Origin of the sequence: Citrobacter sp. CK194 (assembly GCF_030333395.1) — a bacterium.
Lineage (GTDB): Bacteria > Pseudomonadota > Gammaproteobacteria > Enterobacterales > Enterobacteriaceae > Citrobacter_B > Citrobacter_B koseri.
Genome location: NZ_JAOWGA010000012.1, coordinates 199853 through 225152, shown reverse-complemented (window position 1 = coordinate 225152; position 25300 = coordinate 199853). Strand labels below are relative to the sequence as shown.

The window sequence follows — 25300 nt, the reverse complement described above, 5'->3', positions numbered from 1 at the left end:
TGATCGATGGTTGTGATTGCCGCGCTAGTGACGCGGCAACTCATCCCATGTATCCGGCGCCAGTTGCTGCTCAATTTCAGGGTAGCGGAACGGGTCGAACACGGGTTGTACGCCGAGCTTACGCTGTCGCAGATAGTCGCTGGCGATCGTATGCACCACCGGCGAGAGCAGCAGAATCGCCGTCAGGTTGGTGATGGCCATACAGGCCATAATAATGTCGGCCAACTGCCAGACGAGCGGAAAGCTGAGTAACGTGCCCGCCACGACCATCCCGACGGTGACAATACGCAGCGCCCAGCGCATTCGCAGACTGTCCAGACGCAGAAAAATCAGGTTATTTTCGGCGTAAACGTAGTTGGCGACAATCGAGCTGAAGGCGAACAACACCACAATAAACGCGACAAAGCTTGCGCCCCATTCGCCGGTCAGTGAAATCATTGCCTGTTGCACCAGCTGGATGCCTTCCGTTGGCATATGCGAGGCGCCATTGCCTGCCAGCAGAATAATCATCGCGCTGGCGGTGCAGATAATAATGGTATCGGTAAAGACGCCGATCATCTGCACAATTCCCTGCGCGGCAGGGTGCGGCGGCCAGGATGAAGCGGCGGCCGCAATGTTAGGCGCAGAACCCATTCCCGCTTCGTTGGAGAACATGCCGCGCTGGAAACCGCTGGTAATCGCCTGGCTGAGCGTATACCCGGCCGCCCCGGCAGTGGCTTCCTGCCAGCCGAATGCGCTTTTCACAATCGACGCGATAATGTCGGGCAACTGTTCGATGTGCCAGAGGCAAATCACTAAACCGGTGAGCGTCCACAGAAGGGCCATTGCAGGGACGAACCATTGCATGAGCTTTGCGACATCTTTAATGCCGCGAACGATGACAAAAAAGGCCGCCAGCGCCAGCACGATACCGGAGATAATGGGCGGTATGTCAAAGGCAAAAGCGAGCGCCCGCGAGACGGAGTTCGCCTGTACGCTATTAAAAATCAGACCATACGCAATGAGTAAGAAAATCGCGAAGAGAACGCCCATCCAGCGCATACCCAGGCCACGCGCCATATACCATGCCGGGCCGCCGCGATACTGCCCTGTGCTGTCGCGCTCTTTGTAGAGCTGGGCCAGAGAACATTCGGCAAACGAGGTCGCCATGCCGATAAGCGCAGATACCCACATCCAGAATACGGCGCCTGGCCCGCCTGCGGCGATAGCCAACGCAACGCCTGCCAGGTTGCCGCTGCCAATACGCGCGGCAAGGCTGGTACACAGCGCCTGAAATGACGTAAGCCCGCCCGGCTGGGGATGTATGCTGTTTTTAAGACTTTTGCCAAACTGGCGGATATAGCGAAACTGAACGAATCCGGTACGGTAAGTAAACCAAAACCCTGCGCCAAGCAGGAGGTAGATCATTACCGAACCCCAGAGTATTTCATTAATAAAGGCGAAGAAATCAGGCATTAACATCCCTCTTGTTGATGCCGGTACGCTTTTGGGTTCCAGTGTAAGCGTTACCAATTCACGAACAGTATAGACCCTGTCAGGCTATTGAATGGGGGGAGTCTACCATACTATATGGCAATATCCTTTAATTGCGCGCAGCCCTGTCGAGGGGCTGAAAAGGGGCAAACAAAGAGGGGAGTGGGATAACCGCATTGTCTGCGGTTGCGCTGTGAGTGCGTCGTGTTATCATCAAGGCAGACCGGTTACATCCCCCTAACAAGCTGTTTAAAGAGAAACACTATCATGACGGACAAATTGACCTCCCTTCGTCAGTTCACCACCGTGGTGGCCGACACCGGAGACATCGCGGCAATGAAGCTGTACCAGCCGCAGGATGCCACAACCAACCCTTCTCTCATTCTTAACGCAGCACAGATCCCGGAATACCGTAAGCTGATTGACGATGCCGTTGCCTGGGCGAAACAGCAGAGCAGCGATCGCGCGCAGCAGATTGTTGACGCGGCCGACAAGCTGGCGGTGAACATTGGTCTGGAGATCCTGAAACTGGTCCCTGGCCGTATCTCCACCGAAGTTGACGCTCGTCTGTCCTACGACACCGACGCGTCTATCGCCAAAGCAAAACGCATCATCAAGCTCTACAACGACGCGGGCATCAGCAACGATCGCATCCTGATCAAACTGGCGTCTACCTGGCAGGGGATTCGTGCTGCTGAACAGCTGGAAAAGGAAGGTATCAACTGTAACCTGACTCTGCTGTTCTCCTTCGCGCAGGCGCGTGCTTGTGCGGAAGCGGGCGTATACCTGATCTCTCCGTTCGTGGGCCGTATTCTTGACTGGTACAAAGCCAATACCGACAAGAAAGAGTACGCTCCGGCAGAAGATCCGGGCGTGGTTTCCGTTACGGAAATCTACGAATACTACAAACAGCACGGTTATGAGACAGTGGTGATGGGTGCGAGCTTCCGCAACGTCGGCGAAATTCTGGAGCTGGCGGGTTGCGATCGTCTGACCATCGCTCCGGCGCTGCTGAAAGAGCTGGCGGAAAGCGAAGGCGCTATCGAACGTAAACTGTCCTTCTCTGGCGAAGTGAAAGCGCGTCCAGAACGCATCACCGAGTCTGAGTTCCTGTGGCAGCACAACCAGGACCCGATGGCGGTAGACAAACTGGCGGACGGTATCCGTAAGTTTGCTATTGACCAGGAAAAACTGGAAAAAATGATCGGCGATCTGCTGTAATCATTCGGCGTGACCAGACAGGTTTCTGGTCACGCTACCTCTTCTGAAACCTGTCTGTCCTTCCCTTTGCAGTGTATCATTCTGTTTAACGAGACTGTTTAGACGGAATAATCATGAACACCTTACGTATTGGTTTAGTTTCCATTTCTGACCGCGCGTCCAGCGGCGTATACCAGGATAAAGGCATTCCTGCTCTTGAAGAGTGGCTGGCCTCCGCGCTGACTACCCCTTTTGACGTGCAAACCCGACTGATCCCGGATGAGCAGGCGATCATTGAGCAAACGCTGTGTGAGCTGGTGGATGAAATGAGCTGTCACCTGGTACTGACGACGGGTGGTACGGGGCCGGCGCGTCGTGATGTCACGCCTGACGCGACTCTGGCCGTCGCCGACAGAGAAATGCCCGGCTTTGGCGAGCAGATGCGCCAGATCAGCCTGCACTTTGTTCCTACGGCGATCCTTTCCCGCCAGGTTGGCGTGATCCGTAAGCAGGCGCTGATCCTGAACTTACCGGGGCAGCCAAAATCCATCAAAGAGACCCTGGAAGGGGTGAAAGATGCCGAGGGTAAGGTTGTTGTGCCGGGAATTTTCGCAAGCGTACCGTATTGTGTACAGTTGCTTGAAGGGCCTTATGTGGAAACCGCAGCGGAAGTGGTAGCATCTTTCCGCCCGAAAAATGCCAGACGCGACATAAACGCCTGAAGTTGGCCTTTCTGTGACATAAATTACGCAGGTGGTGGAGTATTGAATTGTTTACGGTATAGTAATTTTTGATTTACACATATCGATAAGCGCCCTCAATAACTCCACTGACTCATGGTTTGCTATGTCACGACACACACGACCTCTGAATCGCCAGGATTATAAGACTCTTTCACTTGCCGCTCTCGGCGGCGCGCTCGAGTTTTACGACTTCATCATCTTTGTTTTCTTCGCAGCGGTTGTGGGCGAACTATTTTTCCCCGCCGATATTCCTGAGTGGCTTCGTCAGGTTCAGACGTTTGGGATCTTCGCCGCCGGTTATCTGGCGCGCCCGCTGGGCGGCATTATCATGGCGCACTTTGGCGATCTGGTAGGGCGCAAGAAGATGTTCACCCTGAGTATTCTATTGATGGCTGTTCCAACGCTGGCGATTGGCCTGCTGCCGACTTACGCCTCAATGGGCATCCTTGCGCCGTTGTTATTGCTGCTGATGCGTATTTTGCAAGGCGCAGCGATTGGCGGCGAAGTGCCGGGAGCGTGGGTGTTTGTGGCTGAACATGTGCCGGAGCGCCGTATCGGCATCGCCTGCGGCACGCTGACTGCGGGACTGACGGTCGGTATCCTGCTTGGTTCTGTCGTGGCGACGCTGGTGAATACCAGTATGACCCAGCAGGCGGTGCATGATTATGGCTGGCGTATTCCCTTCCTGCTCGGCGGCGTATTTGGTCTGATTGCGATGTATTTACGTCGTTGGTTGCAGGAAACGCCCATCTTCCTTGAAATGCAGCAGCGCAAAACGCTCGCGCAGGAATTGCCCGTCAAAGCGGTAGTGGTGAAACATAAAAAAGCGGTGGCGATTTCGATGCTGCTGACCTGGTTGTTATCGGCCGGCATTGTCGTCGTGATTTTGATGTCGCCGGTCTGGTTGCAAAAGCAGTACGGGTTTGCGCCCGCGTTAACTTTACAGGCAAATAGCGTGGCGACCATTATGCTGTGCGTGGGATGCCTGCTGGCGGGGTTCATTGTCGATCGGGTTGGCGCCAGCAAAACCTTTATTGTAGGCAGTTTTCTGCTGGCCTGCTCAAGCTGGATCTTCTATCACCTGTCTGGCGCGCATCCCGAGCAGTTGTTTTTATTATACGGGCTGGTGGGGCTGTGTGTTGGTGTTGTTGGCGCGGTGCCGTACGTAATGGTGCGAGCCTTCCCGGCGGAAGTGCGTTTCACCGGCATCTCTTTTTCTTACAACGTCTCGTATGCCATTTTTGGCGGCCTGACGCCAATTGCGGTCACCATGTTGATGGGCGTGTCGCCAATGGCGCCGGCCTGGTATGTGCTGGCGTTGTCACTGGTGGGGCTGGGGTTGGGCGTCTGGTTGCGACAGGATATTTATTATCGCGATGCGGATGTGCAGGCAGAATTACAACAGCTGTAAAAATTATCCCCCCGGTCGGGGGGATAACGGAAGATTAGTGCGCTTCACCGATTGGCAGGATGGTGCGGCCAAACTGTTCGTTCAGCACTTCGCCCATCGCCAGGTAAATGGCGCTGGCGCCACACACTAAGCCAATCCAACCCGCAACGTGGATCACCGCTTCATTACCCGCGATGTTGCCGAAGGCCAACAGGGCGAACAGTACGGTCAGGCTCAGGAAGACAAACTGTAGCGCGCGAGCGGCTTTCAGCGTGCCAAAGAACATGAACAGTGTGAACACGCCCCACAGCCCCAGGTAGGCGCCCAGGAACTGCGCGTTCGGCGCTTCTGTCAGACCCATTTTCGGCATTAACAGGATCGCGACCAGCGTCAGCCAGAAAGAACCGTAAGAGGTAAATGCGGTTAAGCCGAAGGTGTTGCCTTTTTTGTATTCCAGCAGGCCAGCAAAAATTTGCGCGATACCGCCGTAGAAAATGCCCATCGCCAGAATAATGCCGTCTAAAGCGAAGAAACCCGCGTTGTGCAGGTTAAGCAGAATGGTGGTCATGCCGAAGCCCATCAGGCCCAGCGGAGCCGGGTTAGCCAACTTAGTGTTGCCCATAATTCCTCAAAATCATCATTAATCGAATGGTGAAATAGTTTCCCCGAACAACCGATACCGTATTCGGGGCGCGGCATGATAATCAGGGGAATAGAGGCTGTCTATGATCTAATAGGGGGAAAATGAAATATTTCCCCTTGTGATGACGATCACGGAAGAAAAAGGCTTAACCGTCGTGCTGGCAGAGGTGTTTTCCATATGCCCGGTGAAGAAAATTATCGTTTTTCGCAAAAAAAATTTTTCATGCCCCCCTTGATGACGTGGGTTACGACCCCATCTTGTAGTCAACCGCAGTGAGTGAGTCTGAAAAAAAACGATTCAGGGTAGTTGAAACCGCACGTTTCGCCCTTATTACAGATTCACAACCACATGATGACCGAATTTTTAGTGGAGACGTTTAGATGGGTAAAATTATTGGTATCGACCTGGGTACTACCAACTCTTGTGTAGCGATTATGGATGGCACAACTGCACGTGTGCTGGAGAACGCCGAGGGCGATCGCACCACGCCTTCTATCATTGCTTATACCCAGGATGGTGAAACTCTGGTTGGTCAGCCGGCTAAACGTCAGGCAGTGACAAACCCGCAAAACACCCTGTTTGCGATTAAACGCCTGATTGGCCGCCGCTTCCAGGACGAAGAAGTTCAGCGTGACGTTTCCATCATGCCGTACAAAATCATCGGCGCCGATAACGGCGACGCATGGCTTGATGTGAAAGGTCAGAAAATGGCACCGCCGCAGATCTCTGCTGAAGTGCTGAAAAAAATGAAGAAAACCGCAGAAGATTACCTGGGCGAACCGGTAACTGAAGCTGTTATCACCGTACCTGCTTACTTCAACGATGCTCAGCGTCAGGCAACGAAAGATGCCGGTCGTATCGCAGGTCTGGAAGTAAAACGTATCATCAACGAACCGACCGCCGCCGCGCTGGCTTATGGTCTGGATAAAGAAGTCGGCAACCGTACTATCGCGGTTTACGACCTCGGTGGTGGTACTTTCGATATCTCTATTATCGAAATCGACGAAGTTGACGGCGAAAAAACCTTCGAAGTTCTGGCAACCAACGGTGATACCCACCTGGGTGGTGAAGACTTCGACAGCCGTATGATCAACTACCTGGTTGAAGAATTTAAGAAAGATCAGGGCATTGACCTGCGTAACGACCCGCTGGCGATGCAGCGTCTGAAAGAAGCGGCAGAAAAAGCGAAAATCGAGCTTTCTTCCGCACAGCAGACCGACGTGAACCTGCCGTACATCACCGCAGATGCCACCGGTCCGAAACACATGAACATCAAAGTGACTCGCGCGAAACTGGAAAGCCTGGTCGAAGACCTGGTGAACCGTTCCATCGAGCCGCTGAAAGTCGCGTTGCAGGATGCTGGCCTGTCCGTATCTGATATCAACGACGTTATCCTCGTTGGTGGTCAGACGCGTATGCCGATGGTGCAGAAAAAAGTGGCGGAGTTCTTTGGTAAAGAACCGCGTAAAGACGTTAACCCGGACGAAGCTGTTGCTATCGGCGCAGCGGTGCAGGGCGGCGTACTGACCGGTGATGTGAAAGACGTTCTGCTGCTGGACGTTACCCCGCTGTCTCTGGGTATCGAAACCATGGGCGGCGTAATGACGGCGCTGATCAGCAAAAACACCACTATCCCGACCAAGCACAGCCAGGTGTTCTCTACCGCTGAAGACAACCAGTCTGCGGTAACCATCCATGTGTTGCAGGGTGAGCGTAAACGCGCGTCTGATAACAAATCTCTGGGTCAGTTCAACCTGGATGGCATCAACCCGGCGCCGCGCGGTATGCCGCAGATCGAAGTCACCTTTGATATCGATGCTGACGGTATCCTGCACGTTTCCGCGAAAGACAAAAACAGCGGTAAAGAGCAGAAGATCACCATCAAGGCTTCTTCTGGTCTGAACGAGGACGAAATTCAGAAAATGGTTCGCGATGCTGAAGCGAACGCAGAATCTGACCGTAAGTTCGAAGAGCTGGTTCAGACGCGTAACCAGGGCGACCATCTGCTGCACAGCACGCGTAAGCAGGTTGAAGAAGCGGGCGATCAGCTGCCAGCAGACGACAAAACGGCTATCGAGTCTGCACTGAGCGCGCTGGAAACGGCGCTGAAAGGCGAAGACAAAGCGGCTATCGAAGCGAAAATGCAGGAACTGGCGCAGGCTTCCCAGAAACTGATGGAAATCGCTCAGCAGCAGCATGCACAGCAGCAGGCTGGCGGCGCTGACGCTTCTGCAAACAACGCGAAAGATGACGATGTTGTCGACGCTGAGTTTGAAGAAGTGAAAGACAAAAAATAATCGCCCTTTGAACGGGTAAAATACTGGCACGGGCGAAGAGGGTTCCTCTCCGCCCGTGCACGCATGTTAGGGGCAGATAAAAACAAGATGGCTAAGCAAGACTATTACGAGATTTTAGGCGTTTCCAAAACAGCGGAAGAGCGTGAAATCAAAAAGGCGTACAAGCGCCTGGCCATGAAATATCACCCGGACCGTAACCAGGGTGATAAAGAGGCCGAGGCCAAGTTCAAAGAGATCAAGGAAGCCTACGAAGTTCTGACCGATGCGCAAAAACGTGCGGCATACGATCAGTACGGGCACGCCGCGTTTGAACAGGGCGGTGGTGGATTTGGCGGCGGCTTCGGCGGCGGTGCTGACTTCAGCGATATCTTTGGTGACGTTTTCGGCGATATCTTTGGCGGCGGACGTGGTCGTCAGCGCGCAGCGCGTGGTGCTGATTTACGTTACAACATGGATCTCACCCTGGAAGAAGCCGTACGTGGCGTGACCAAAGAGATCCGTATTCCAACGCTGGAAGAGTGCGACGTTTGCCACGGCAGCGGTGCGAAAGCAGGCACTCAGCCGCAGACCTGTCCAACCTGTCATGGCTCTGGTCAGGTGCAGATGCGTCAGGGCTTTTTCGCCGTGCAGCAAACCTGCCCGCACTGTCAGGGGCGCGGTACGCTGATTAAAGATCCGTGCAACAAATGCCACGGTCATGGCCGCGTAGAGAAAACCAAAACCCTGTCGGTTAAAATCCCGGCGGGTGTGGACACAGGCGATCGTATTCGTCTCTCCGGCGAAGGTGAAGCGGGCGAGCATGGCGCGCCAGCGGGCGATCTGTACGTTCAGGTGCAGGTGAAGCAGCACCCGATCTTCGAGCGTGAAGGCAACAACCTGTATTGCGAAGTGCCGATTAACTTTGCAATGGCGGCGCTGGGTGGCGAGATTGAAGTCCCGACGCTGGATGGCCGTGTGAAGTTGAAAGTGCCGCACGAAACGCAAACCGGCAAGCTGTTCCGCATGCGCGGAAGAGGCGTGAAATCCGTACGCGGCGGCGCGCAGGGCGATCTGCTGTGCCGTGTTGTGGTCGAAACGCCGGTAGGTCTGAACGAGAAGCAGAAGCAGTTGCTGAAAGATCTGCAAGAAAGCTTCGGCGGCCCGACAGGTGAGAAAAACAGTCCGCGTTCGAAGAGTTTCTTCGACGGCGTGAAGAAGTTTTTCGATGATTTGACGCGTTAATCACCGCTGTTACATTGCATAAAAAGCCCGGGATTGCACAATCCCGGGCTTTTTTGTTTGTCGGCGACGATGATTTTATTTCGTAAAAACCGAACATTTCACCATAAATAATCTAATTTTAACGATAGATCATGCGAGGTAAGATAGACGCCACGAGGTTTGATTATATTGAGAGAATAAAAAGTGAAACACCTGCATCGTTTTTTTAGCAGTGATGCCTCCGGGGGCATCATTCTCATTATCGCCGCCGTGCTGGCTATGCTGATGGCGAACAGCGGATTCATCAGCGGATGGTATCACGCCTTTCTGGAGACGCCCGTTCAACTGCGGGTTGGGGCGCTTGAGATCAACAAAAATATGCTGCTGTGGATCAACGACGCGCTAATGGCGGTATTTTTCCTGCTGATTGGTCTGGAGGTCAAGCGCGAGCTTATGCAGGGCTCGCTTGCCAGTTTACGTCAGGCGGCGTTTCCGGTGATTGCCGCCATTGGCGGTATGATTGTTCCGGCGCTGCTCTATCTGGCTTTTAACTATTCCGACCCGATTACGCGCGAAGGCTGGGCGATCCCGGCGGCAACGGATATTGCTTTTGCGCTGGGCGTATTGGCCTTGCTGGGCAGCAGGGTGCCGCTGGCGTTGAAGATATTCCTGATGGCGCTGGCTATTATTGACGATCTGGGCGCGATTGTGATCATTGCGCTGTTCTACACCAGCGATCTTTCGATGGTCTCGCTGGGGGGTGCGGCATTTGCGATTGTGCTTCTGGCCGTGCTGAACCTGTGTGATGTCAGACGAACAGGGGTTTATATCCTGGTCGGCGTGGTGCTGTGGACTGCCGTATTGAAATCTGGCGTTCATGCCACTCTTGCCGGGGTGATCGTCGGTTTCTTCATCCCATTGAAGGAGAAGCATGGTCGTTCTTCGGCGAAGCGTCTGGAACATGTGCTGCACCCGTGGGTGGCGTATCTGATTCTGCCGCTGTTCGCCTTCGCCAATGCGGGTGTCTCGCTACAGGGGGTAACGCTTGACGGGCTGACCTCAATACTCCCACTGGGGATCATTGCCGGGTTGCTGATCGGTAAACCGCTGGGGATTAGCCTGTTTTGCTGGCTGGCGCTGCGTCTCAAACTGGCGAAGCTGCCGGAAGGAACACGTTTTCAGCAAATTATGGCGGTCGGTATTCTGTGCGGGATCGGTTTTACGATGTCGATTTTCATCGCCAGTCTGGCGTTCGGTAGTGTAGATCCGGCACTGATTAACTGGGCGAAGCTGGGGATTTTGATTGGTTCTCTGCTTTCGGCAGTGATCGGCTATAGCTGGCTGCGTACACGTTTAAGCCCGGTGGTCTGAGCGGGGTCAGAGGGTTGGGGGGCTGATGTGGCCCCCCTTGCGACACAGATCAGGGAGAGGAGTGAGCATGTCTCATATTAACTACAACCATCTTTATTATTTTTGGCATGTGTATAAAGAAGGTTCCGTTGTCGGGGCGGCAGAAGCGCTTTACCTGACGCCGCAAACCATCACCGGTCAGATCAAAGCCCTTGAGGAGCGCTTGCAGGGAAAATTATTCAAGCGTAAAGGGCGTGGGCTGGAGCCCAGTGAATTAGGGGAACTGGTGTTTCGCTATGCGGACAAAATGTTTACCTTAAGCCAGGAAATGCTGGATATCGTTAACTACCGCAAAGAGTCTAACCTGCTGTTTGATGTCGGCGTGGCGGATGCGTTGTCAAAACGTCTGGTCAGCAATGTGCTGGACGCGGCCGTGGTTGACGACGAACAAATTCATTTGCGCTGTTTTGAATCCACCCATGAGATGCTGCTTGAGCAGCTTAGCCAGCATAAGCTGGATATGATTATCTCGGATTGCCCAATCGACTCTACTCAGCAGGAAGGGCTGTTTTCGGTGAAGATAGGTGAATGCAGCGTGAGCTTCTGGTGTACGAAACCGCTGCCTGCAAAACCCTTCCCGGCGTGTCTGGAAGAGCGTCGGCTGCTGATCCCTGGCCGTCGCTCTATGCTCGGTCGCAAATTATTAAACTGGTTTAATTCGCAGGGCTTAAACGTCGAAATCCTCGGCGAGTTTGATGATGCGGCGCTGATGAAAGCGTTTGGCGCTACCCACAATGCGATTTTCGTCGCGCCGACGCTCTATGCGCATGATTTTTACGCCGATGAATCGATCGTTGAGATTGGCCGTGTGGAAAACGTCATGGAAGAGTACCACGCCATTTTTGCCGAGAGGATGATTCAGCACCCGGCCGTACAGCGTATTTGTCACGCGGATTATTCGGCGCTATTTAGCCACAAAGGGTAAGTGCTACAGGCCGGGTAAGGCGTTTGCCCGCCATCCGGCAGACATAAAAAAACCCGCTTGCGCGGGCTTTTTTACAAAGCTGATAACAAGCGAGCGATTAAGCCAGTTTGTTGATCTGTGCAGTCAGGTTTGCTTTATGACGTGCAGCTTTGTTTTTGTGGATCAGACCTTTAGCAGCCTGACGGTCCACGATCGGTTGCATTTCGTTAAATGCTTTCAGTGCAGCAGCTTTGTCGCCAGCTTCGATAGCTGCGTATACTTTCTTGATGAAAGTACGCATCATAGAGCGACGGCTTGCGTTGTGCTTACGAGCCTTTTCAGACTGAACGGCGCGCTTCTTAGCTGATTTGATATTAGCCAAGGTCCAACTCCCAAATGTGTTCTATATGGACAATTCAAAGGCCGAGGAATATGCCCTTTTAGCCTTCTTTTGTCAATGGATTTGTGCAAATAAGCGCCGTTAATATGGCGGCACTCGTTACGTAGTGATGGCGCAGGATTCTACCAGCTTGCGGGTCGTGAATACAGCTTTTCCACGATAAAAATTACATTGAATGGGCAGTTTCTTGTTCTGATTTGCCCCATAACAATGAAAACAATCTTCTTTATGTTTCACAGGGGCAATCGTCGGTTAACCTTGACCGCTGTACAAGGTATACTCTGACGATTTTCACTGTTTTGAGCCAGACATGAAGCTGATACGCGGCATACATAATCTCAGTCAGGCCCCGCATGGGTGTGTGCTGACTATTGGTAATTTCGACGGTGTGCATCGTGGCCATCGTGCATTGCTGCAGGGCTTGCGGGAAGAAGGGCGCAAGCGGGGTTTACCGGTGATGGTAATGATTTTCGAACCGCAGCCGCTGGAACTCTTCGCTACGGAAAAGGCCCCTGCGCGCCTGACCCGCCTGCGGGAAAAACTGCGTTACCTGGCGGAATGCGGCGTGGACTACGTGCTGTGCGTACGCTTCGATCGCCGCTTTGCCGCCCTGACCGCACAAAACTTTATCAGCGATCTGCTGGTGAAGCGTCTCGGCGTGCGGTTCCTCGCTGTCGGTGATGATTTCCGTTTTGGCGCTGGTCGCGAAGGCGATTTCTTGTTATTACAGAAAGCCGGAGCGGAGTACGGTTTTGACATCACCAACACGCAGACCTTTTGCGCAGGTGGCGTACGCATCAGCAGTACGGCCGTGCGTCAGGCGCTGGCGGAGGACAACCTGCCGCTGGCTGAAAGTTTGCTGGGGCATCCGTTTACCATCTCCGGGCGTGTCGTCCACGGCGATGAGTTAGGGCGCACCATTGGTTTCCCGACGGCGAATTTACCGCTGCGTCGTCAGGTCTCCCCGGTAAAAGGGGTTTATGCGGTGGAAGTGATGGGGCTGGGTGATAAACCCATGCCTGGCGTTGCCAATATCGGCACGCGTCCGACAGTGGCAGGCGTACGCCAACAGTTAGAAGTGCATCTGCTGGACGTTGTAATGGACCTCTATGGTCGCCATATAGATGTAATACTGCGTAAAAAAATACGCAACGAACAGCGATTCGCATCGCTGGATGAACTAAAAGCGCAGATTGCGCGTGATGAGTTAACTGCCCGCGATTTTTTTGGGCTATCAAAACCGGCTTAATGCCTATACGAGTTTTAAATACGGAACCGAGAATCTGATGAGTGACTATAAATCAACCCTGAATTTGCCGGAAACAGGGTTCCCGATGCGCGGCGATCTCGCCAAGCGTGAACCGGGAATGCTGGCGCGTTGGACCGATGATGACCTGTACGGCATCATTCGTGCGGCCAAAAAAGGCAAAAAAACCTTCATTCTGCATGATGGCCCTCCTTATGCGAATGGCAGCATTCATATTGGTCACTCGGTTAACAAGATTCTGAAAGACATTATCGTGAAGTCCAAAGGACTCGCGGGATTTGACTCGCCTTACGTTCCGGGCTGGGACTGCCACGGTCTGCCGATCGAGCTGAAAGTCGAGCAGGAATACGGTAAGCCGGGCGAAAAATTCACGGCTGCGGAATTCCGTGCGAAGTGTCGCGAATACGCCGCCACCCAGGTTGACGGCCAGCGTAAAGACTTCATCCGTCTGGGCGTGCTGGGCGACTGGTCGCATCCGTATTTGACGATGGACTTCAAAACTGAAGCCAACATCATTCGCGCGCTGGGTAAAATCATCGGCAACGGCCATCTGCATAAAGGCGCGAAACCGGTGCACTGGTGCGTGGACTGCCGTTCCGCGCTGGCGGAAGCGGAAGTTGAATATTATGACAAAACGTCTCCGTCTATCGACGTGGCGTTCCACGCCGCTGACCAGGATGCGGTGAAAGCGACGTTTGGCGTTTCCAGCGTCAACGGCCCGATCTCGCTGGTTATCTGGACCACCACCCCGTGGACGCTGCCTGCGAACCGCGCGATCTCTCTGGCGCCGGATTTTGATTACGCGCTGGTACAAATTGACGGCCAGGCGCTGATTCTGGCGAAAGACCTGGTGGAAAGCGTGATGCAGCGCCTTGGCGCGGCTGACTATACCATCCTCGGCACCGTAAAAGGCGCGGAGCTGGAGCTGTTGCGCTTTACCCATCCGTTTATGGACTTCGACGTTCCGGCTATCCTCGGCGATCACGTCACGCTGGATGCCGGTACGGGGGCGGTGCATACCGCGCCTGGTCATGGCCCGGACGACTATGTCATCGGTCAAAAATACGGTCTGGAAACCGCTAACCCGGTCGGACCGGACGGCGCTTACCTGCCAGGCACGTATCCGACGCTCGATGGCGTGAACGTTTTCAAAGCGAACGACATCGTCGTTGCGCTGCTGCGTGAAAAAGGCGCGCTGCTGCACGTTGAGAAGCTGCAACACAGCTATCCGTGCTGCTGGCGTCACAAAACGCCGATCATCTTCCGTGCGACGCCGCAGTGGTTCGTCAGCATGGATCAGAAAGGCCTGCGCGAGCAGTCGCTGAAAGAGATCAAAGGCGTACAGTGGATCCCGGACTGGGGTCAGGCACGTATTGAATCAATGGTTGCGAACCGTCCTGACTGGTGTATTTCCCGTCAGCGTACCTGGGGCGTGCCGATGTCTCTGTTCGTACATAAAGACACCGAAGAGCTGCACCCGCGCGCCATCGAACTGATGGAAGAAGTGGCGAAGCGCGTTGAAGTGGACGGCATTCAGGCATGGTGGGATCTCGATCCGAAAGAGATCCTCGGCGACGACGCTGACCAGTACGTAAAAGTGCCGGATACGCTGGACGTCTGGTTTGACTCCGGTTCGACGCACGCTTCTGTGGTCGATGTGCGTCCTGAGTTTGCCGGTCATGCGGCGGATATGTATCTGGAAGGTTCCGACCAGCATCGCGGCTGGTTCATGTCCTCCCTGATGATCTCCACTGCGATGAAGGGCAAAGCGCCGTACCGTCAGGTACTGACCCACGGCTTCACCGTGGATGGTCAGGGCCGCAAAATGTCCAAATCCATCGGTAACACCGTTTCTCCGCAGGATGTGATGAACAAACTGGGCGCGGATATTCTGCGTCTGTGGGTGGCGTCTACCGACTACACCGGCGAAATGGCCGTTTCCGACGAGATCCTGAAACGCGCTGCCGACAGCTATCGTCGTATCCGTAACACCGCGCGCTTCCTGCTGGCGAACCTGAACGGGTTTGATCCGGTAAAAGATATGGTGAAACCGGAAGAGATGGTGGTGCTGGATCGCTGGGCGGTGGGCTGCGCGAAAGCGGCGCAGGACGATATCCTGAAAGCCTACGAAGCCTATGATTTCCACGAAGTGGTACAGCGTCTGATGCGCTTCTGCTCCGTTGAGATGGGCTCGTTCTACCTCGACATCATCAAAGACCGCCAGTACACCGCGAAAGCCGACAGCGTGGCGCGTCGTAGTTGCCAGAGCGCGCTGTACCATATCGCAGAAGCACTGGTGCGCTGGATGGCGCCGATCATGTCCTTCACCGCAGATGAAATCTGGGGTTATCTGCCAGGCGATCGTGAGAAGTACGTCTTTACCGGTGAGTGGTATGAAGGCCTGTTTGGCTTAGGCGAAACCGAAGCGATGAATGACGCTTACTGGGACGAGCTGCTGAAAGTGCGTGGCGAAGTGAACAAGGTTATCGAGCAGGCGCGTGCGGACAAGAAAGTCGGTGGTTCTCTCGAAGCGGCTGTCACCCTGTACGCTGAACCGGAACTGGCGGCGAAGCTGACTGCACTGGGCGATGAATTACGATTTGTCCTGTTGACCTCTGGCGCGAAAGTCGCTGACTATGCGGAGGCTTCTGCTGATGCGCAGCAGAGCGAACTGCTCAAAGGGCTGAAAGTCGCGTTGAGTAAAGCCGAAGGTGAGAAGTGCCCACGCTGCTGGCACTACACCACGGATGTCGGCAAGGTAGCGGAACACGCAGAGATCTGCGGCCGCTGTGTCAGCAACATCGCCGGTGATGGCGAAAAACGTAAGTTTGCCTGATGAGTAAGCCTCTTTGTTCAACAGGACTGCGCTGGCTGTGGCTGGTGGTAGTCGTGCTGATTATCGATTTAGGCAGCAAGTACCTGATCCTCCAGAACTTTGCTCTGGGGGATACGGTGTCGCTGTTCCCGTCGCTTAATCTGCACTACGCGCGTAACTATGGTGCGGCGTTTAGCTTCTTAGCCGACAGCGGCGGCTGGCAGCGCTGGTTCTTTGCCGGTATCGCCATCGGTATTTGCGTTATCCTGATGGTGATGATGTATCGCTCGAAGGCGACGCAAAAGCTGAACAACATCGCCTATGCGTTAATCATTGGCGGTGCGCTGGGCAACCTGTTCGACCGCCTGTGGCATGGCTTTGTTGTCGATATGATCGACTTCTATGTCGGCGACTGGCATTTCGCCACCTTTAACCTGGCCGATAGCGCGATTTGTATCGGTGCGGCGTTGATTGTGCTGGAGGGTTTCCTGCCGAAAAAGCAGGCGTAATAAAATGCCGGATGGCGGCGTAAGCGCCTTATCCGGCCTACAAAATAGCGCGATTCTTGTAGGCCCGGTAAGCGTAGCGCCACCGGGCAAACAGGTAGCCCAAAACAAGCCTCTTGTAGGCCCGGTAAGCGTAAGCGCCACCGGGCAAACAGGTGACCCAAAACAAGTGAGCAAACCTGCATGTCTAAATCAGTACAGAGTAACAGTGCGGTGCTGGTGCACTTCACCTTAAAGCTTGACGATGGCTCTACCGCTGAGTCAACGCGTAACAATGGTAAGCCAGCGCTATTCCGCCTGGGTGACGGCTCCCTGTCCGAAGGGCTGGAGCAGCATCTTCTGGGACTGAAAGACGGCGACAAAACCACGTTTTCTCTGGAACCGGATGCCGCGTTTGGCGTACCGAGCCCGGACCTGGTTCAATACTTCTCTCGCCGCGAGTTTATGGACGCGGGCGAGCCTGAAGTGGGGGCAATTATGCTCTTTACCGCAATGGACGGCAGTGAGATGCCTGGCGTGATCCGCGAAATTAACGGTGACTCGATTACCGTCGATTTCAACCATCCGCTGGCCGGGCATACCGTTCATTTTGATATTGAAGTGCTGGAAATCGATCCGGCACTGGAGGCGTAAAATGCAGATCCTGTTGGCCAACCCGCGCGGCTTTTGCGCAGGTGTAGACCGCGCTATCAGCATTGTAGAAAACGCGCTGGCTATTTACGGCGCGCCAATTTATGTCCGTCACGAAGTGGTGCACAACCGCTACGTGGTGGATAGCCTGCGTGAGCGCGGGGCGATTTTCATCGAGCAGATCAGTGAAGTGCCGGACGGCGCGATCCTGATTTTCTCCGCACACGGGGTTTCCCAGGCGGTACGTAACGAGGCGAAAAGCCGCGATCTCACCGTTTTTGACGCCACCTGTCCGCTGGTAACAAAAGTGCATATGGAAGTGGCGCGCGCCAGCCGTCGCGGCGAAGAGTCAATCCTGATCGGTCATGCCGGGCACCCGGAAGTGGAAGGGACGATGGGGCAGTACAGCAACCCGGAAGGGGGCATGTATCTGGTCGAGTCGCCGGACGACGTTTTGTCGCTTGATGTCAAAAACGAAGGCAAACTCTCATTTATGACCCAGACGACGCTCTCCGTCGATGACACGTCTGATGTGATTGACGCGCTGCGTCAACGCTTCCCGAAAATTGTCGGGCCGCGTAAAGATGACATTTGCTACGCCACGACGAACCGCCAGGAAGCGGTGCGCGCGCTGGCGGAACAGGCCGATGTTGTGCTGGTGGTCGGTTCGAAAAACTCCTCCAACTCCAACCGTCTGGCTGAACTGGCGCAGCGTATGGGGAAAGCGGCGTTTCTGATCGACGATGCCACCGACATCCAGGAAGCCTGGGTGAAAGAGGCGAAGTGCGTTGGCGTGACCGCTGGCGCTTCCGCACCGGATATTCTGGTGCAGAACGTGATCGCTCGCCTGCAAGAGCTTGGCGGCGGCGAAGCCATTCCGCTGGAAGGCCGCGAAGAGAACATCGTTTTCGAAGTGCCGAAAGAACTGCGTGTGGATGTTCGTGAAGTAGAGTAATTACGCTTTGACGCCGGTCTGCTATCCGACCGGCATCTTTTATGCCATTACGTATCGCTCAGGCGATACATCCTGCGCGGATGTCCTGGCTTGCCATACAGCATCTCGACGCGAAGAAACCCCGTCTCGACACCGTGTTCAACATAGCGGCGTGCCGTGGTTTTACTTAACCCCGTTCCGGCAACCACATCGTCAACGGAGAAGCTGCGCGTGCTGTTTTCTGTAAAAAGCTTCTGCACCAGCGCCAGCGTGATTTCTTCAATCCCCTTACTGCTATTCTCCTGACGGTAATTCTTCGCCTGTAACAGGTAGAGTGAATCGACGTTTTGCTGATCGACAATTTTCCATACCCGCTGCTGTTCGGCAAACTGGACAAAACGTTCCAGCGACTGGCTGAGCCGTTTCCACGAGATTGGCTTCAGAATATAGTCAAACGCGCCGTTGCGAATCGCCAGGCTACAGGTATCCATATCACTGGCGGCAGTAATAAAGATCACTGAGCAATTCGTGTTCATGACTAACGGATCGCTGATGAGCGTAATACCCTTACCATCCGGTAGATAGTTGTCCAGCAGCAGTAGCTGAGGCCGCAGCTGGTTGAGTTTTTGCCGGGCATCGGCAAGCGTGGAGGCAATGCCAGCCAGTCGGAGTCTCGGATGTTTGTCGATCAGTTCAGCGTGCAGCTGCGCCAGTTCGTTCTCGTCCTCAACGATCAGGACATCGATAAGTTCAGGTTGCATAATCGGTACCTTCCAGTTCCTGTACGGGACTGCGGGAAATTCCCGTAGCGGGAATAAACAACGTAAATATGGCGCCGCGCGGTGAATTATCAGCGACTTCTATCACCCCTCCCGCCTGAGTGACATAACTTTCAATCAGATACAATCCAATGCCATGATCGCCCCGGGTTTTCGTGGTGACGCCACGTTCGAAAATATGCTCGCGAATCTCCGGTTTAATACCGACTCCCTGATCGGCCACTTCGATAATCAGCTCATGCTCGTTGAGTCTGATCAGCACGTCCACTGGCGCATGCGGTAATGGCGATCGCTGCGTTGCTTCGATCGCGTTATCGAGTAAATTGCCCAGGATCGAAATCAGTTCTGATTCTGCAAGTGGCGGAAAAGGCCTATCCATCCGGCAGCTGGGATCGAAATTCAGTTCCACCCCTTTTTCACCCGCTCTTGCCGCTTTACCTAACAGCAGGCCGCACAACGTCGGTGAACTGAAGCGCGATGAGATAAAGTCCAGCAGCTCCTGGGCATGTTCCGACTGAGCCTGAATATAATCAATGGCTTCATTGTAACGACCCATATGCAGTAAACCAGAAAGGGTCGTCATGCAATTGAGCTGCTCGTGGCGCATGATGCGCAAATTATCTACGTAACGTTTTACCTGGCTTAGCTGAGCGCTCAAACTGTCTATTTCATTGCGATCGCGGAAGGTTATCACCCATCCCTGAAGCGAGTTCTCCAGCATGATGCGCACCCGGCTGGCGATAACCGTCAATTCATTGAAACGGCAGATTTCATCATGAGTGTCATTCTTCAGCATCACTTCTTTAAGGAAGAAGGGGGATGGCGTAATCACTTCGGTAATGTGTTGCCCGCGTATCGCCTGCGCAGGCTGGCCTAAACCCAGCAGCTCGCGGGCAGCCTGATTGATCACCTCAATGTGCAAATTATTATCAATGGCGATTACCCCTTCATAAATTGATTCCATCATCGCTTTTTGCTGACGAACCAGCAGGCCTATCTCTCGAGGCTCCAGTGAAAAAATCTGTTTTTTAATACTGCGGGTGAAGAACCAGGAAAAGACAAAAAGGGATATCAGCAGCAGGATGGCGGCAACCAGGATACTGACGGCTTTATTCACCGTAATGGTGTTGAGGTAACTGGTGAGGTATCCAACGGAGACGATACCAATAACCTCGCCCTGATCGTCAACAATGGGCGCTTTACTGCGCAGGGAGATGCCCAGGCCGCCACGGCGAATTGTCGTGGTGCTCTTTCCGTGAAGCACTTCAGTGTTATCGTCACCAACCAGCTTTTTTCCTACTCTGTCGGCATAAACAGAATGAAACAGATGGATACCTTCTTTATCTCCGATAACAATAAAACTGGCGTCGCTATGCGCGGCTATTTTTTGCATAAATTGATGAATCGCCGTGGTATCTCTTTCCACGACTTCTTTTCGCAAATTCGGAATAAGCGCAATTTCTTCCGCCTGTATTTTCGCCCTGGCTCCCATCTCCTGATAAAGCTGCTTTTCTACGTGCATATAATAGTATCCACCCAGTAAGGCAAATAATATGGAGAAAAAAGCAATCAGCGATATAAACAGTTTGATCTGAAATGAAACTTTCATAATGTTCAGGCATCGTCATCAGGGATACGTCACTGTATCATCTTTTGGCCTGAATGAAGCGATTTTGCCAGAAACCTGTGATCTTTTGCACAGCAGAATATATTGCGGTAGGCAGCGCGCAGGCGCAACGATGTTACCAAACGTTGCTTTAAATACGCGCTGAAAAGAAACCATAAAAACCACGGCGTTAAATAAGAGATAAATCACATAAAATAATAGAAACCATTAAAACTATAGAGACCATTAAAACTTCTTTTTGAATTCGTCAGCACTCACACAAAGTAAATATTGAAGCCCATAAACTAACCCTGAAAAATAACCGAGGGCTTAATAATGAGCACGACTGATGATTCTTTCTCTGTTACTCATGAACCGTTAAACATTCAGCGCTTGTCACTTAAAGAGCGCTGGTGGCACATTATGGATACATGGAAAATCGGTATTATTCCATTACCGATGTTTTTGTTGGCCGGCGCATTAATCGCGATTGATTGCCTGGGCGGGAAGCTGCCGAGCGATATTGTCGTGATGGTCGCCACGCTGGCTTTTTTTGGCTTTGCCTGCGGAGAGTTTGGAAAGCGTTTGCCCATCGTCGGCAAACTGGGGGCCGCCGCAATTTGCGCGACCTTTATTCCTTCCGCGTTAGTTTACTATGGTCTGCTGCCGGATGTGGTGGTGGAGTCGACGACCAAGTTCTATAAATCTACCAACATCCTGTATCTCTATATCTGCTGCATTATCGTCGGCAGTATTATGAGTATGAACCGCACCGTGCTGATTCAGGGTTTTCTGCGTATTTTCTTCCCAATGTTATGCGGTGAAATCGTCGGCATGGTTGTTGGTATGGGCGTCGGCCTGGCGCTTGGCCTCGAACCCTTTCAGATTTTCTTTTTTATTATTTTGCCCATCATGGCCGGCGGCGTTGGCGAAGGCGCCATTCCGCTTTCAATCGGCTATGCGACCCTGTTACACATGGATCAAGGGGTGGCGCTTGGTCGTATCTTACCGATGGTAATGCTGGGCAGTCTGACCGCCATTATCATCTCCGGCTGCCTGAACCAACTGGGTAAGCGCTTCCCGCATCTGACCGGCGAAGGTCAATTGATGCCAAACCGTGCGAATGCCGATGAACAATCGCCGTCACTGGCGGAAGGCGTCTCTGGCAAAACGGATGTGACCACGATTGCCGCAGGCGCGCTGCTGGCGATACTGCTCTATATGCTGGGGATGTTAGGGCACAAGCTGATTGGCTTGCCCGCACCGGTTGGCATGTTGTTTGTGGCAGTGCTGGTCAAGTTAGTTAACGGCGTATCGCCCCGCGTTCTTGAAGGCTCGCAGGTGGTGTACAAATTCTTCCAGACTTCAGTGACTTACCCCATTCTGTTCGCGGTTGGCGTAGCCATTACGCCGTGGGAGGAGCTGGTGAACGCCTTCACCCTGACCAATCTTCTGGTCATTATCAGTACCGTTGCTGCGCTGGTCGCGACAGGATTCTTTGTCGGTAAAAAAATCGGTATGCATCCTATTGATGTCGCCATTGTCTCCTGCTGTCAGAGTGGGCAAGGCGGTACGGGCGACGTAGCGATTTTAACCGCAGGCAACCGCATGAGCCTGATGCCATTCGCACAAATTGCGACGCGTATCGGCGGGGCGATAAATGTTTCCATTTCGCTGCTGGTGCTGGGTAACTTTCTTATTTAATTGAAGTATGCAGGATTGATAATTATGAAACTCGCAAGCTTTCTTTATCAGGGTACTCGCAGCTATGGCATCGTTACTGCCGGAGGCGTTATTGATTTGGGGAACCGCATCGGCGACCAGTATCGGGACCTGAAGGCGCTATTGCAGGGGGATGGTCTGGAGCAGGTGCGGCGCTTCGCGCAGGCGCCGGTCGATCTAAAAATGGATGCAATCACCTTTTTACCGGTGATAGAGCGACCGGAAAAAATACTCTGTGTCGGCATGAACTACGCCGAAAAGCGCCAGGAGTTCGATCAGCATGACCCCGCGCCGACGCTGTTTGTTCGTTTTGCGGATTCGCAAACCGGGCACAACATGCCGGTACTCAAGCCTCGCCATTCGCATGAGTTTGATTACGAGGGGGAGCTGGCGGTGATCATCGGTAACGGTGGCGAGAATATCTCCCGTGACCATGCGCTTGACCATGTCGCCGGATACAGCTGCTATATGGATGGCTCCGCACGCGACTGGCAGCACAGCTGGTTTACTGCGGGGAAAAACTGGCGGCAGACCGGCGCTTTTGGCCCGTGGATGGTCACTGCCGATGAAATTCCCGACCCGCATCAGCTGGCGATCCGCACCTGGCTCAACGGCCGCATGGTACAGGAAGATAACACCAGCAGTATGATCCATAAAGTTGCTGAATTAATTGAGTATATAAGCACTTTCACCCGTCTTAATTCCGGGGACGTCATCATTACGGGCTCGCCGGGCGGCGTAGGGAAAAAGAGGAATCCGCCGTTATTCATGCAGGAAGGCGATCGTATTGAGGTGGAGATTGAGCACATTGGCCATCTGAGTAATGTCATTATGGAAGCCCCGCTACAGGCCTTTGCGGCGGCGCATTAATACGATGAGCCAACACGTTTTGGCGTATGGGATTAATGACAAATTTTGTTTCGTCTCCTTTTGTCGGTCGGTCGCTTGCCAACCGGCAAAAGGTTTGCCAATAATCGGATGCCAACCCTGGAGCTTGTCATCTTTTTATGGAGGAAACATGCGCCTGCCCATTATTCTGGATACCGATCCGGGCATCGACGATGCCGCCGCCATTGCTGCCGCCCTGTTTGCCCCGCAGCTTGACCTGCAACTGATGACCACCGTCGCGGGGAATGTCTCCGTAGAGAAAACCACCCGCAACGCGCTGCAACTGCTGCATTTCTGGAACGTGGATATCCCGCTAGCGCAGGGGGCCGCCACGCCGCTGCTGCGCCCGTTGCGCGATGCTGCTTACGTCCACGGCGAGTCGGGCATGGAAGGCTATGACTTTGTCGCCCATGATTGCCAGCCATTGGCAAAACCGGCCTTTATCGCCATTCGGGATGCCCTGATGAGCGCCCCGGAACCCGTCACGCTGGTCGCGATCGGCCCGTTGACCAATATTGCGCTGCTGCTGATTCACTACCCGGAATGCGCTTTTAACATTCGTCGTCTGGTGATCATGGGCGGCTCTGCGGGGCGGGGGAACTTTACGCCGAATGCCGAATTCAATATTGCCGTCGACCCGGAAGCCGCTTCCCGCGTTTTTCAGAGTGGGGTAGAGATTGTGATGTGCGGGCTGGACGTGACCAACCAGGCCCTGCTGGCGCCGGATTATCTGGCAAAACTGCCCGAACTTAACCGGACGGGAAAAATGCTGCATGCGTTGTTTAGCCACTACCGCAGCGGCAGCATGAACACCGGGCTGCGTATGCACGATCTCTGCGCCATCGCCTGGCTGGTTCGTCCGGATCTGTTCACTGTTAAACCCTGTTTTGTCGCGGTAGAGACGCAGGGGGAATACACCGCAGGCACAACGGTTGTTGATATTGAAGGCCGGCTGGGTAAAAGCCCTAACGTGCAGGTGGCGCTGGAGATAGATGTGGCTGGCTTCCAGCAGTGGGTCGCCGACGTGCTGGCGCTGGCGCCCTGAGGTTTGTGATACGGTCCACAACGTCCTGAAGGAATGGGTAGATTAATCGATTAATCTGCTATTCTGAAACGGTTGTTCTCCTCGGGCCGGAGACACATATGAATCTTTCCTTTATCCAGCCACCACAGGTGGAGTGGGCGAGCGGCGTTTTAGCCGATGGCCCATTATTGCGTAAATCAACACGAATTCAGGATCTCGCCGGTGTTTTTGCCGATGAGCCCGCCCGTCAGCAACTGGCGGGTGAGCGGGTCGTGTATGACGTTGAGATGCTTGATACTTCACCCGCCGAAGGCGAACTCTATACCGGCGTCACGCATCTGTATCCGGGGCGCGTGGGACGAGAGTATTTTATGACCCGGGGCCATTTCCACGCGCGTCGCGAGCAGGGGGAAGTCTATTTCGGCCTGCGCGGTAATGGGCTGCTGCTTCTGCAAACTGAGCAGGGTGAGGTGCGGCTTGAAAACGTTTTTGCGGGCTCTATCCATATCATCCCCGGCTTTACTGCACACCGGTTAATCAATACGGGGAGTGATGTACTTTCTGCGCTTGCCGTGTGGCCTGGGGTTGCGGGGCATGATTATATGGCGCTGGCGAGCGGCTTCAAACTCAGACTCTTTGAGGAAAACCAGACGATTCAGGTGAAAGAGGTGCAGAATGGTTGATGATACTCATCTCTACGGTCTGGATATGACAGTTCATCATCATCCACTGGGTTTTAGCTATGGGGACGATGTTACTGGGCCAATGCCAGAAATTCGCCGACTCGAGCAAATTCGTGCTTCGCTGCGCGATCCGCAGTGTGAAGGGCCGGAAGAGGTATACGCCATCGCGATGGACGTTGCGCGGATGCAGGATCGTGATGAGTTGGAAAAGCGTATGCTGCTGTTTGGCGTAGTGACTTATGCGGCCGGTCGGCTGGGTGAAGAACCGATCCGTAGTCAGGGGCATATTCATCGCATCAGTCAGCATAGCGGCTGGTCTCCGCCGGAACTTTATGAGATCTGGCAGGGAAAAGCGATTATTTACATGCAGGAGTATGTCGAGGACGATCCCGGTCGCTGTTTTGCGGTGATTGCCGGGCCCGGCGAGAAAGTGCTGGTGCCGCCCGGCTGGGGGCATGCAACGGTATCTGCCGATCCAGATGAACCCTTAACGTTCGGAGCGTGGTGCGATCGTGAATATGGTTTCGAGTATGAGGCTGTACGGGCGCATAAAGGGCTGGCATGGTACCCGTTATTGCAGGATAAGAATGTTATCTGGCAGCACAATCCGCGCTATATTCCCGGGAGATTACAGGCTGTTACTCCCCGGCAATATACCGAATTCGCGATAACTTCCGCCCCCATCTATCAGCAGTTTATTGAAGATCCTGGACGTTTTCAGTTTATCTCCCGTCCAGATAAGACCGCAGAGTTGTGGCAAAACTTTCATCCATAAAAGACGGTGAC

At 53.8% G+C, this 25300-nt stretch carries 23 protein-coding genes; 18 read left to right on the top strand and 5 right to left on the bottom strand.

Going from position 1 to position 25300, the window contains the following annotated elements; genetic code table 11:
* Positions 1 to 24: 24 nt before the first annotated feature.
* The gene (locus tag OGX80_RS01720; protein WP_115182017.1) at positions 25 to 1455 is read right to left on the bottom strand and encodes an alanine/glycine:cation symporter family protein; all 1431 of its coding nucleotides are present in this window, start codon (positions 1453 to 1455) and stop codon (positions 25 to 27) included.
* Positions 1456 to 1740: 285 nt separating this feature from the next.
* Between OGX80_RS01720 and tal the strand changes: the two genes are divergently transcribed.
* The 3 genes from tal (at position 1741) to OGX80_RS01705 (ending at position 4827) form a co-directional block, all read left to right on the top strand.
* Entirely contained in the window at positions 1741 to 2694 is a 954-nt protein-coding gene (gene tal, locus OGX80_RS01715) for a transaldolase (RefSeq protein ID WP_012134163.1), read from the top strand.
* Positions 2695 to 2807: 113 nt separating this feature from the next.
* Positions 2808 to 3395, top strand: coding sequence for a molybdopterin adenylyltransferase (gene mog / locus OGX80_RS01710; protein WP_012134162.1), 588 nt, complete (start codon positions 2808 to 2810; stop codon positions 3393 to 3395).
* Positions 3396 to 3519: 124 nt separating this feature from the next.
* Positions 3520 to 4827: an MFS transporter gene (locus OGX80_RS01705; RefSeq protein ID WP_012134161.1), complete on the top strand. Its 1308-nt coding sequence runs from the start codon at positions 3520 to 3522 to the stop codon at positions 4825 to 4827.
* 34 nt (positions 4828 to 4861) lie between these two features.
* On the opposite strand, the gene satP is transcribed toward OGX80_RS01705, so the two are convergent.
* Positions 4862 to 5428 (bottom strand): acetate uptake transporter, encoded by a 567-nt coding sequence (satP, locus tag OGX80_RS01700; RefSeq protein ID WP_012134160.1) that lies wholly within the window; start codon positions 5426 to 5428, stop codon positions 4862 to 4864.
* A gap of 401 nt (positions 5429 to 5829) precedes the next feature.
* On the opposite strand from satP, the gene dnaK reads away from it, so the two are divergent.
* From dnaK to nhaR, 4 genes are all read left to right on the top strand, one after another.
* Positions 5830 to 7746, top strand: coding sequence for a molecular chaperone DnaK (gene dnaK / locus OGX80_RS01695; RefSeq protein ID WP_012134158.1), 1917 nt, complete (start codon positions 5830 to 5832; stop codon positions 7744 to 7746).
* Positions 7747 to 7833: 87 nt separating this feature from the next.
* Positions 7834 to 8967 carry a molecular chaperone DnaJ gene (gene dnaJ, locus OGX80_RS01690; protein ID WP_047463780.1) on the top strand — a complete coding sequence of 378 codons (1134 nt, stop codon included), beginning with the start codon at positions 7834 to 7836 and terminating at the stop codon, positions 8965 to 8967.
* Positions 8968 to 9150: 183 nt separating this feature from the next.
* The gene (nhaA, locus tag OGX80_RS01685; RefSeq protein ID WP_115182016.1) at positions 9151 to 10317 is read left to right on the top strand and encodes a Na+/H+ antiporter NhaA; all 1167 of its coding nucleotides are present in this window, start codon (positions 9151 to 9153) and stop codon (positions 10315 to 10317) included.
* A gap of 67 nt (positions 10318 to 10384) precedes the next feature.
* Positions 10385 to 11281 carry a transcriptional activator NhaR gene (gene nhaR, locus OGX80_RS01680; RefSeq protein ID WP_012134154.1) on the top strand — a complete coding sequence of 299 codons (897 nt, stop codon included), beginning with the start codon at positions 10385 to 10387 and terminating at the stop codon, positions 11279 to 11281.
* Between the two features lie 97 nt (positions 11282 to 11378).
* Here the strand turns inward: nhaR and rpsT are convergent, their stop codons facing one another.
* Complete coding sequence (rpsT, locus tag OGX80_RS01675) at positions 11379 to 11642, bottom strand: 30S ribosomal protein S20 (protein WP_001518655.1); 264 nt, start codon at positions 11640 to 11642, stop codon at positions 11379 to 11381.
* Between the two features lie 102 nt (positions 11643 to 11744).
* On the opposite strand from rpsT, the gene OGX80_RS01670 reads away from it, so the two are divergent.
* The 6 genes from OGX80_RS01670 to ispH all read left to right on the top strand — a co-directional run bounded on the left by OGX80_RS01670 (position 11745) and on the right by ispH (position 17833).
* Complete coding sequence (locus OGX80_RS01670) at positions 11745 to 11945, top strand: DUF2575 family protein (protein WP_049008862.1); 201 nt, start codon at positions 11745 to 11747, stop codon at positions 11943 to 11945.
* Positions 11946 to 11970: 25 nt separating this feature from the next.
* The gene (gene ribF, locus OGX80_RS01665; protein WP_115182015.1) at positions 11971 to 12909 is read left to right on the top strand and encodes a bifunctional riboflavin kinase/FAD synthetase; all 939 of its coding nucleotides are present in this window, start codon (positions 11971 to 11973) and stop codon (positions 12907 to 12909) included.
* Positions 12910 to 12946: 37 nt separating this feature from the next.
* Positions 12947 to 15763: an isoleucine--tRNA ligase gene (gene ileS, locus OGX80_RS01660; protein WP_114847976.1), complete on the top strand. Its 2817-nt coding sequence runs from the start codon at positions 12947 to 12949 to the stop codon at positions 15761 to 15763.
* Complete coding sequence (gene lspA / locus OGX80_RS01655) at positions 15763 to 16251, top strand: signal peptidase II (RefSeq protein WP_047459022.1); 489 nt, start codon at positions 15763 to 15765, stop codon at positions 16249 to 16251. Before ileS ends, lspA begins: the two co-directional genes overlap by 1 nt.
* A 180-nt stretch (positions 16252 to 16431) precedes the next feature.
* Complete coding sequence (gene fkpB, locus OGX80_RS01650) at positions 16432 to 16881, top strand: FKBP-type peptidyl-prolyl cis-trans isomerase (RefSeq protein WP_012134150.1); 450 nt, start codon at positions 16432 to 16434, stop codon at positions 16879 to 16881.
* Position 16882: 1 nt separating this feature from the next.
* A complete protein-coding gene (gene ispH / locus OGX80_RS01645; protein ID WP_012134149.1) occupies positions 16883 to 17833 on the top strand; it encodes a 4-hydroxy-3-methylbut-2-enyl diphosphate reductase in 951 nt (316 codons plus the stop codon).
* Positions 17834 to 17880: 47 nt separating this feature from the next.
* Here ispH and OGX80_RS01640 read toward each other — a convergent pair whose 3' ends face one another.
* The gene (locus OGX80_RS01640) at positions 17881 to 18573 is read right to left on the bottom strand and encodes a response regulator (RefSeq protein WP_071257520.1); all 693 of its coding nucleotides are present in this window, start codon (positions 18571 to 18573) and stop codon (positions 17881 to 17883) included.
* A complete protein-coding gene (locus OGX80_RS01635; protein WP_012134147.1) occupies positions 18563 to 20200 on the bottom strand; it encodes an ATP-binding protein in 1638 nt (545 codons plus the stop codon). Before OGX80_RS01635 ends, OGX80_RS01640 begins: the two co-directional genes overlap by 11 nt.
* A gap of 333 nt (positions 20201 to 20533) precedes the next feature.
* On the opposite strand from OGX80_RS01635, the gene OGX80_RS01630 reads away from it, so the two are divergent.
* The 5 genes from OGX80_RS01630 to OGX80_RS01610 all read left to right on the top strand — a co-directional run bounded on the left by OGX80_RS01630 (position 20534) and on the right by OGX80_RS01610 (position 25289).
* Positions 20534 to 21901, top strand: coding sequence for a 2-hydroxycarboxylate transporter family protein (locus OGX80_RS01630; RefSeq protein ID WP_012134145.1), 1368 nt, complete (start codon positions 20534 to 20536; stop codon positions 21899 to 21901).
* Positions 21902 to 21925: 24 nt separating this feature from the next.
* Positions 21926 to 22789 (top strand): fumarylacetoacetate hydrolase family protein, encoded by an 864-nt coding sequence (locus OGX80_RS01625; RefSeq protein WP_071257526.1) that lies wholly within the window; start codon positions 21926 to 21928, stop codon positions 22787 to 22789.
* Positions 22790 to 22937: 148 nt separating this feature from the next.
* Positions 22938 to 23852: a ribonucleoside hydrolase RihC gene (gene rihC, locus OGX80_RS01620; protein ID WP_115182013.1), complete on the top strand. Its 915-nt coding sequence runs from the start codon at positions 22938 to 22940 to the stop codon at positions 23850 to 23852.
* A gap of 98 nt (positions 23853 to 23950) precedes the next feature.
* Complete coding sequence (locus tag OGX80_RS01615; RefSeq protein ID WP_115182012.1) at positions 23951 to 24514, top strand: glucose-6-phosphate isomerase family protein; 564 nt, start codon at positions 23951 to 23953, stop codon at positions 24512 to 24514.
* Positions 24507 to 25289, top strand: coding sequence for a glucose-6-phosphate isomerase family protein (locus tag OGX80_RS01610; protein WP_115182011.1), 783 nt, complete (start codon positions 24507 to 24509; stop codon positions 25287 to 25289). The genes OGX80_RS01615 and OGX80_RS01610 overlap by 8 nt, the downstream gene beginning before the upstream one ends.
* Positions 25290 to 25300 lie beyond the last annotated feature (11 nt).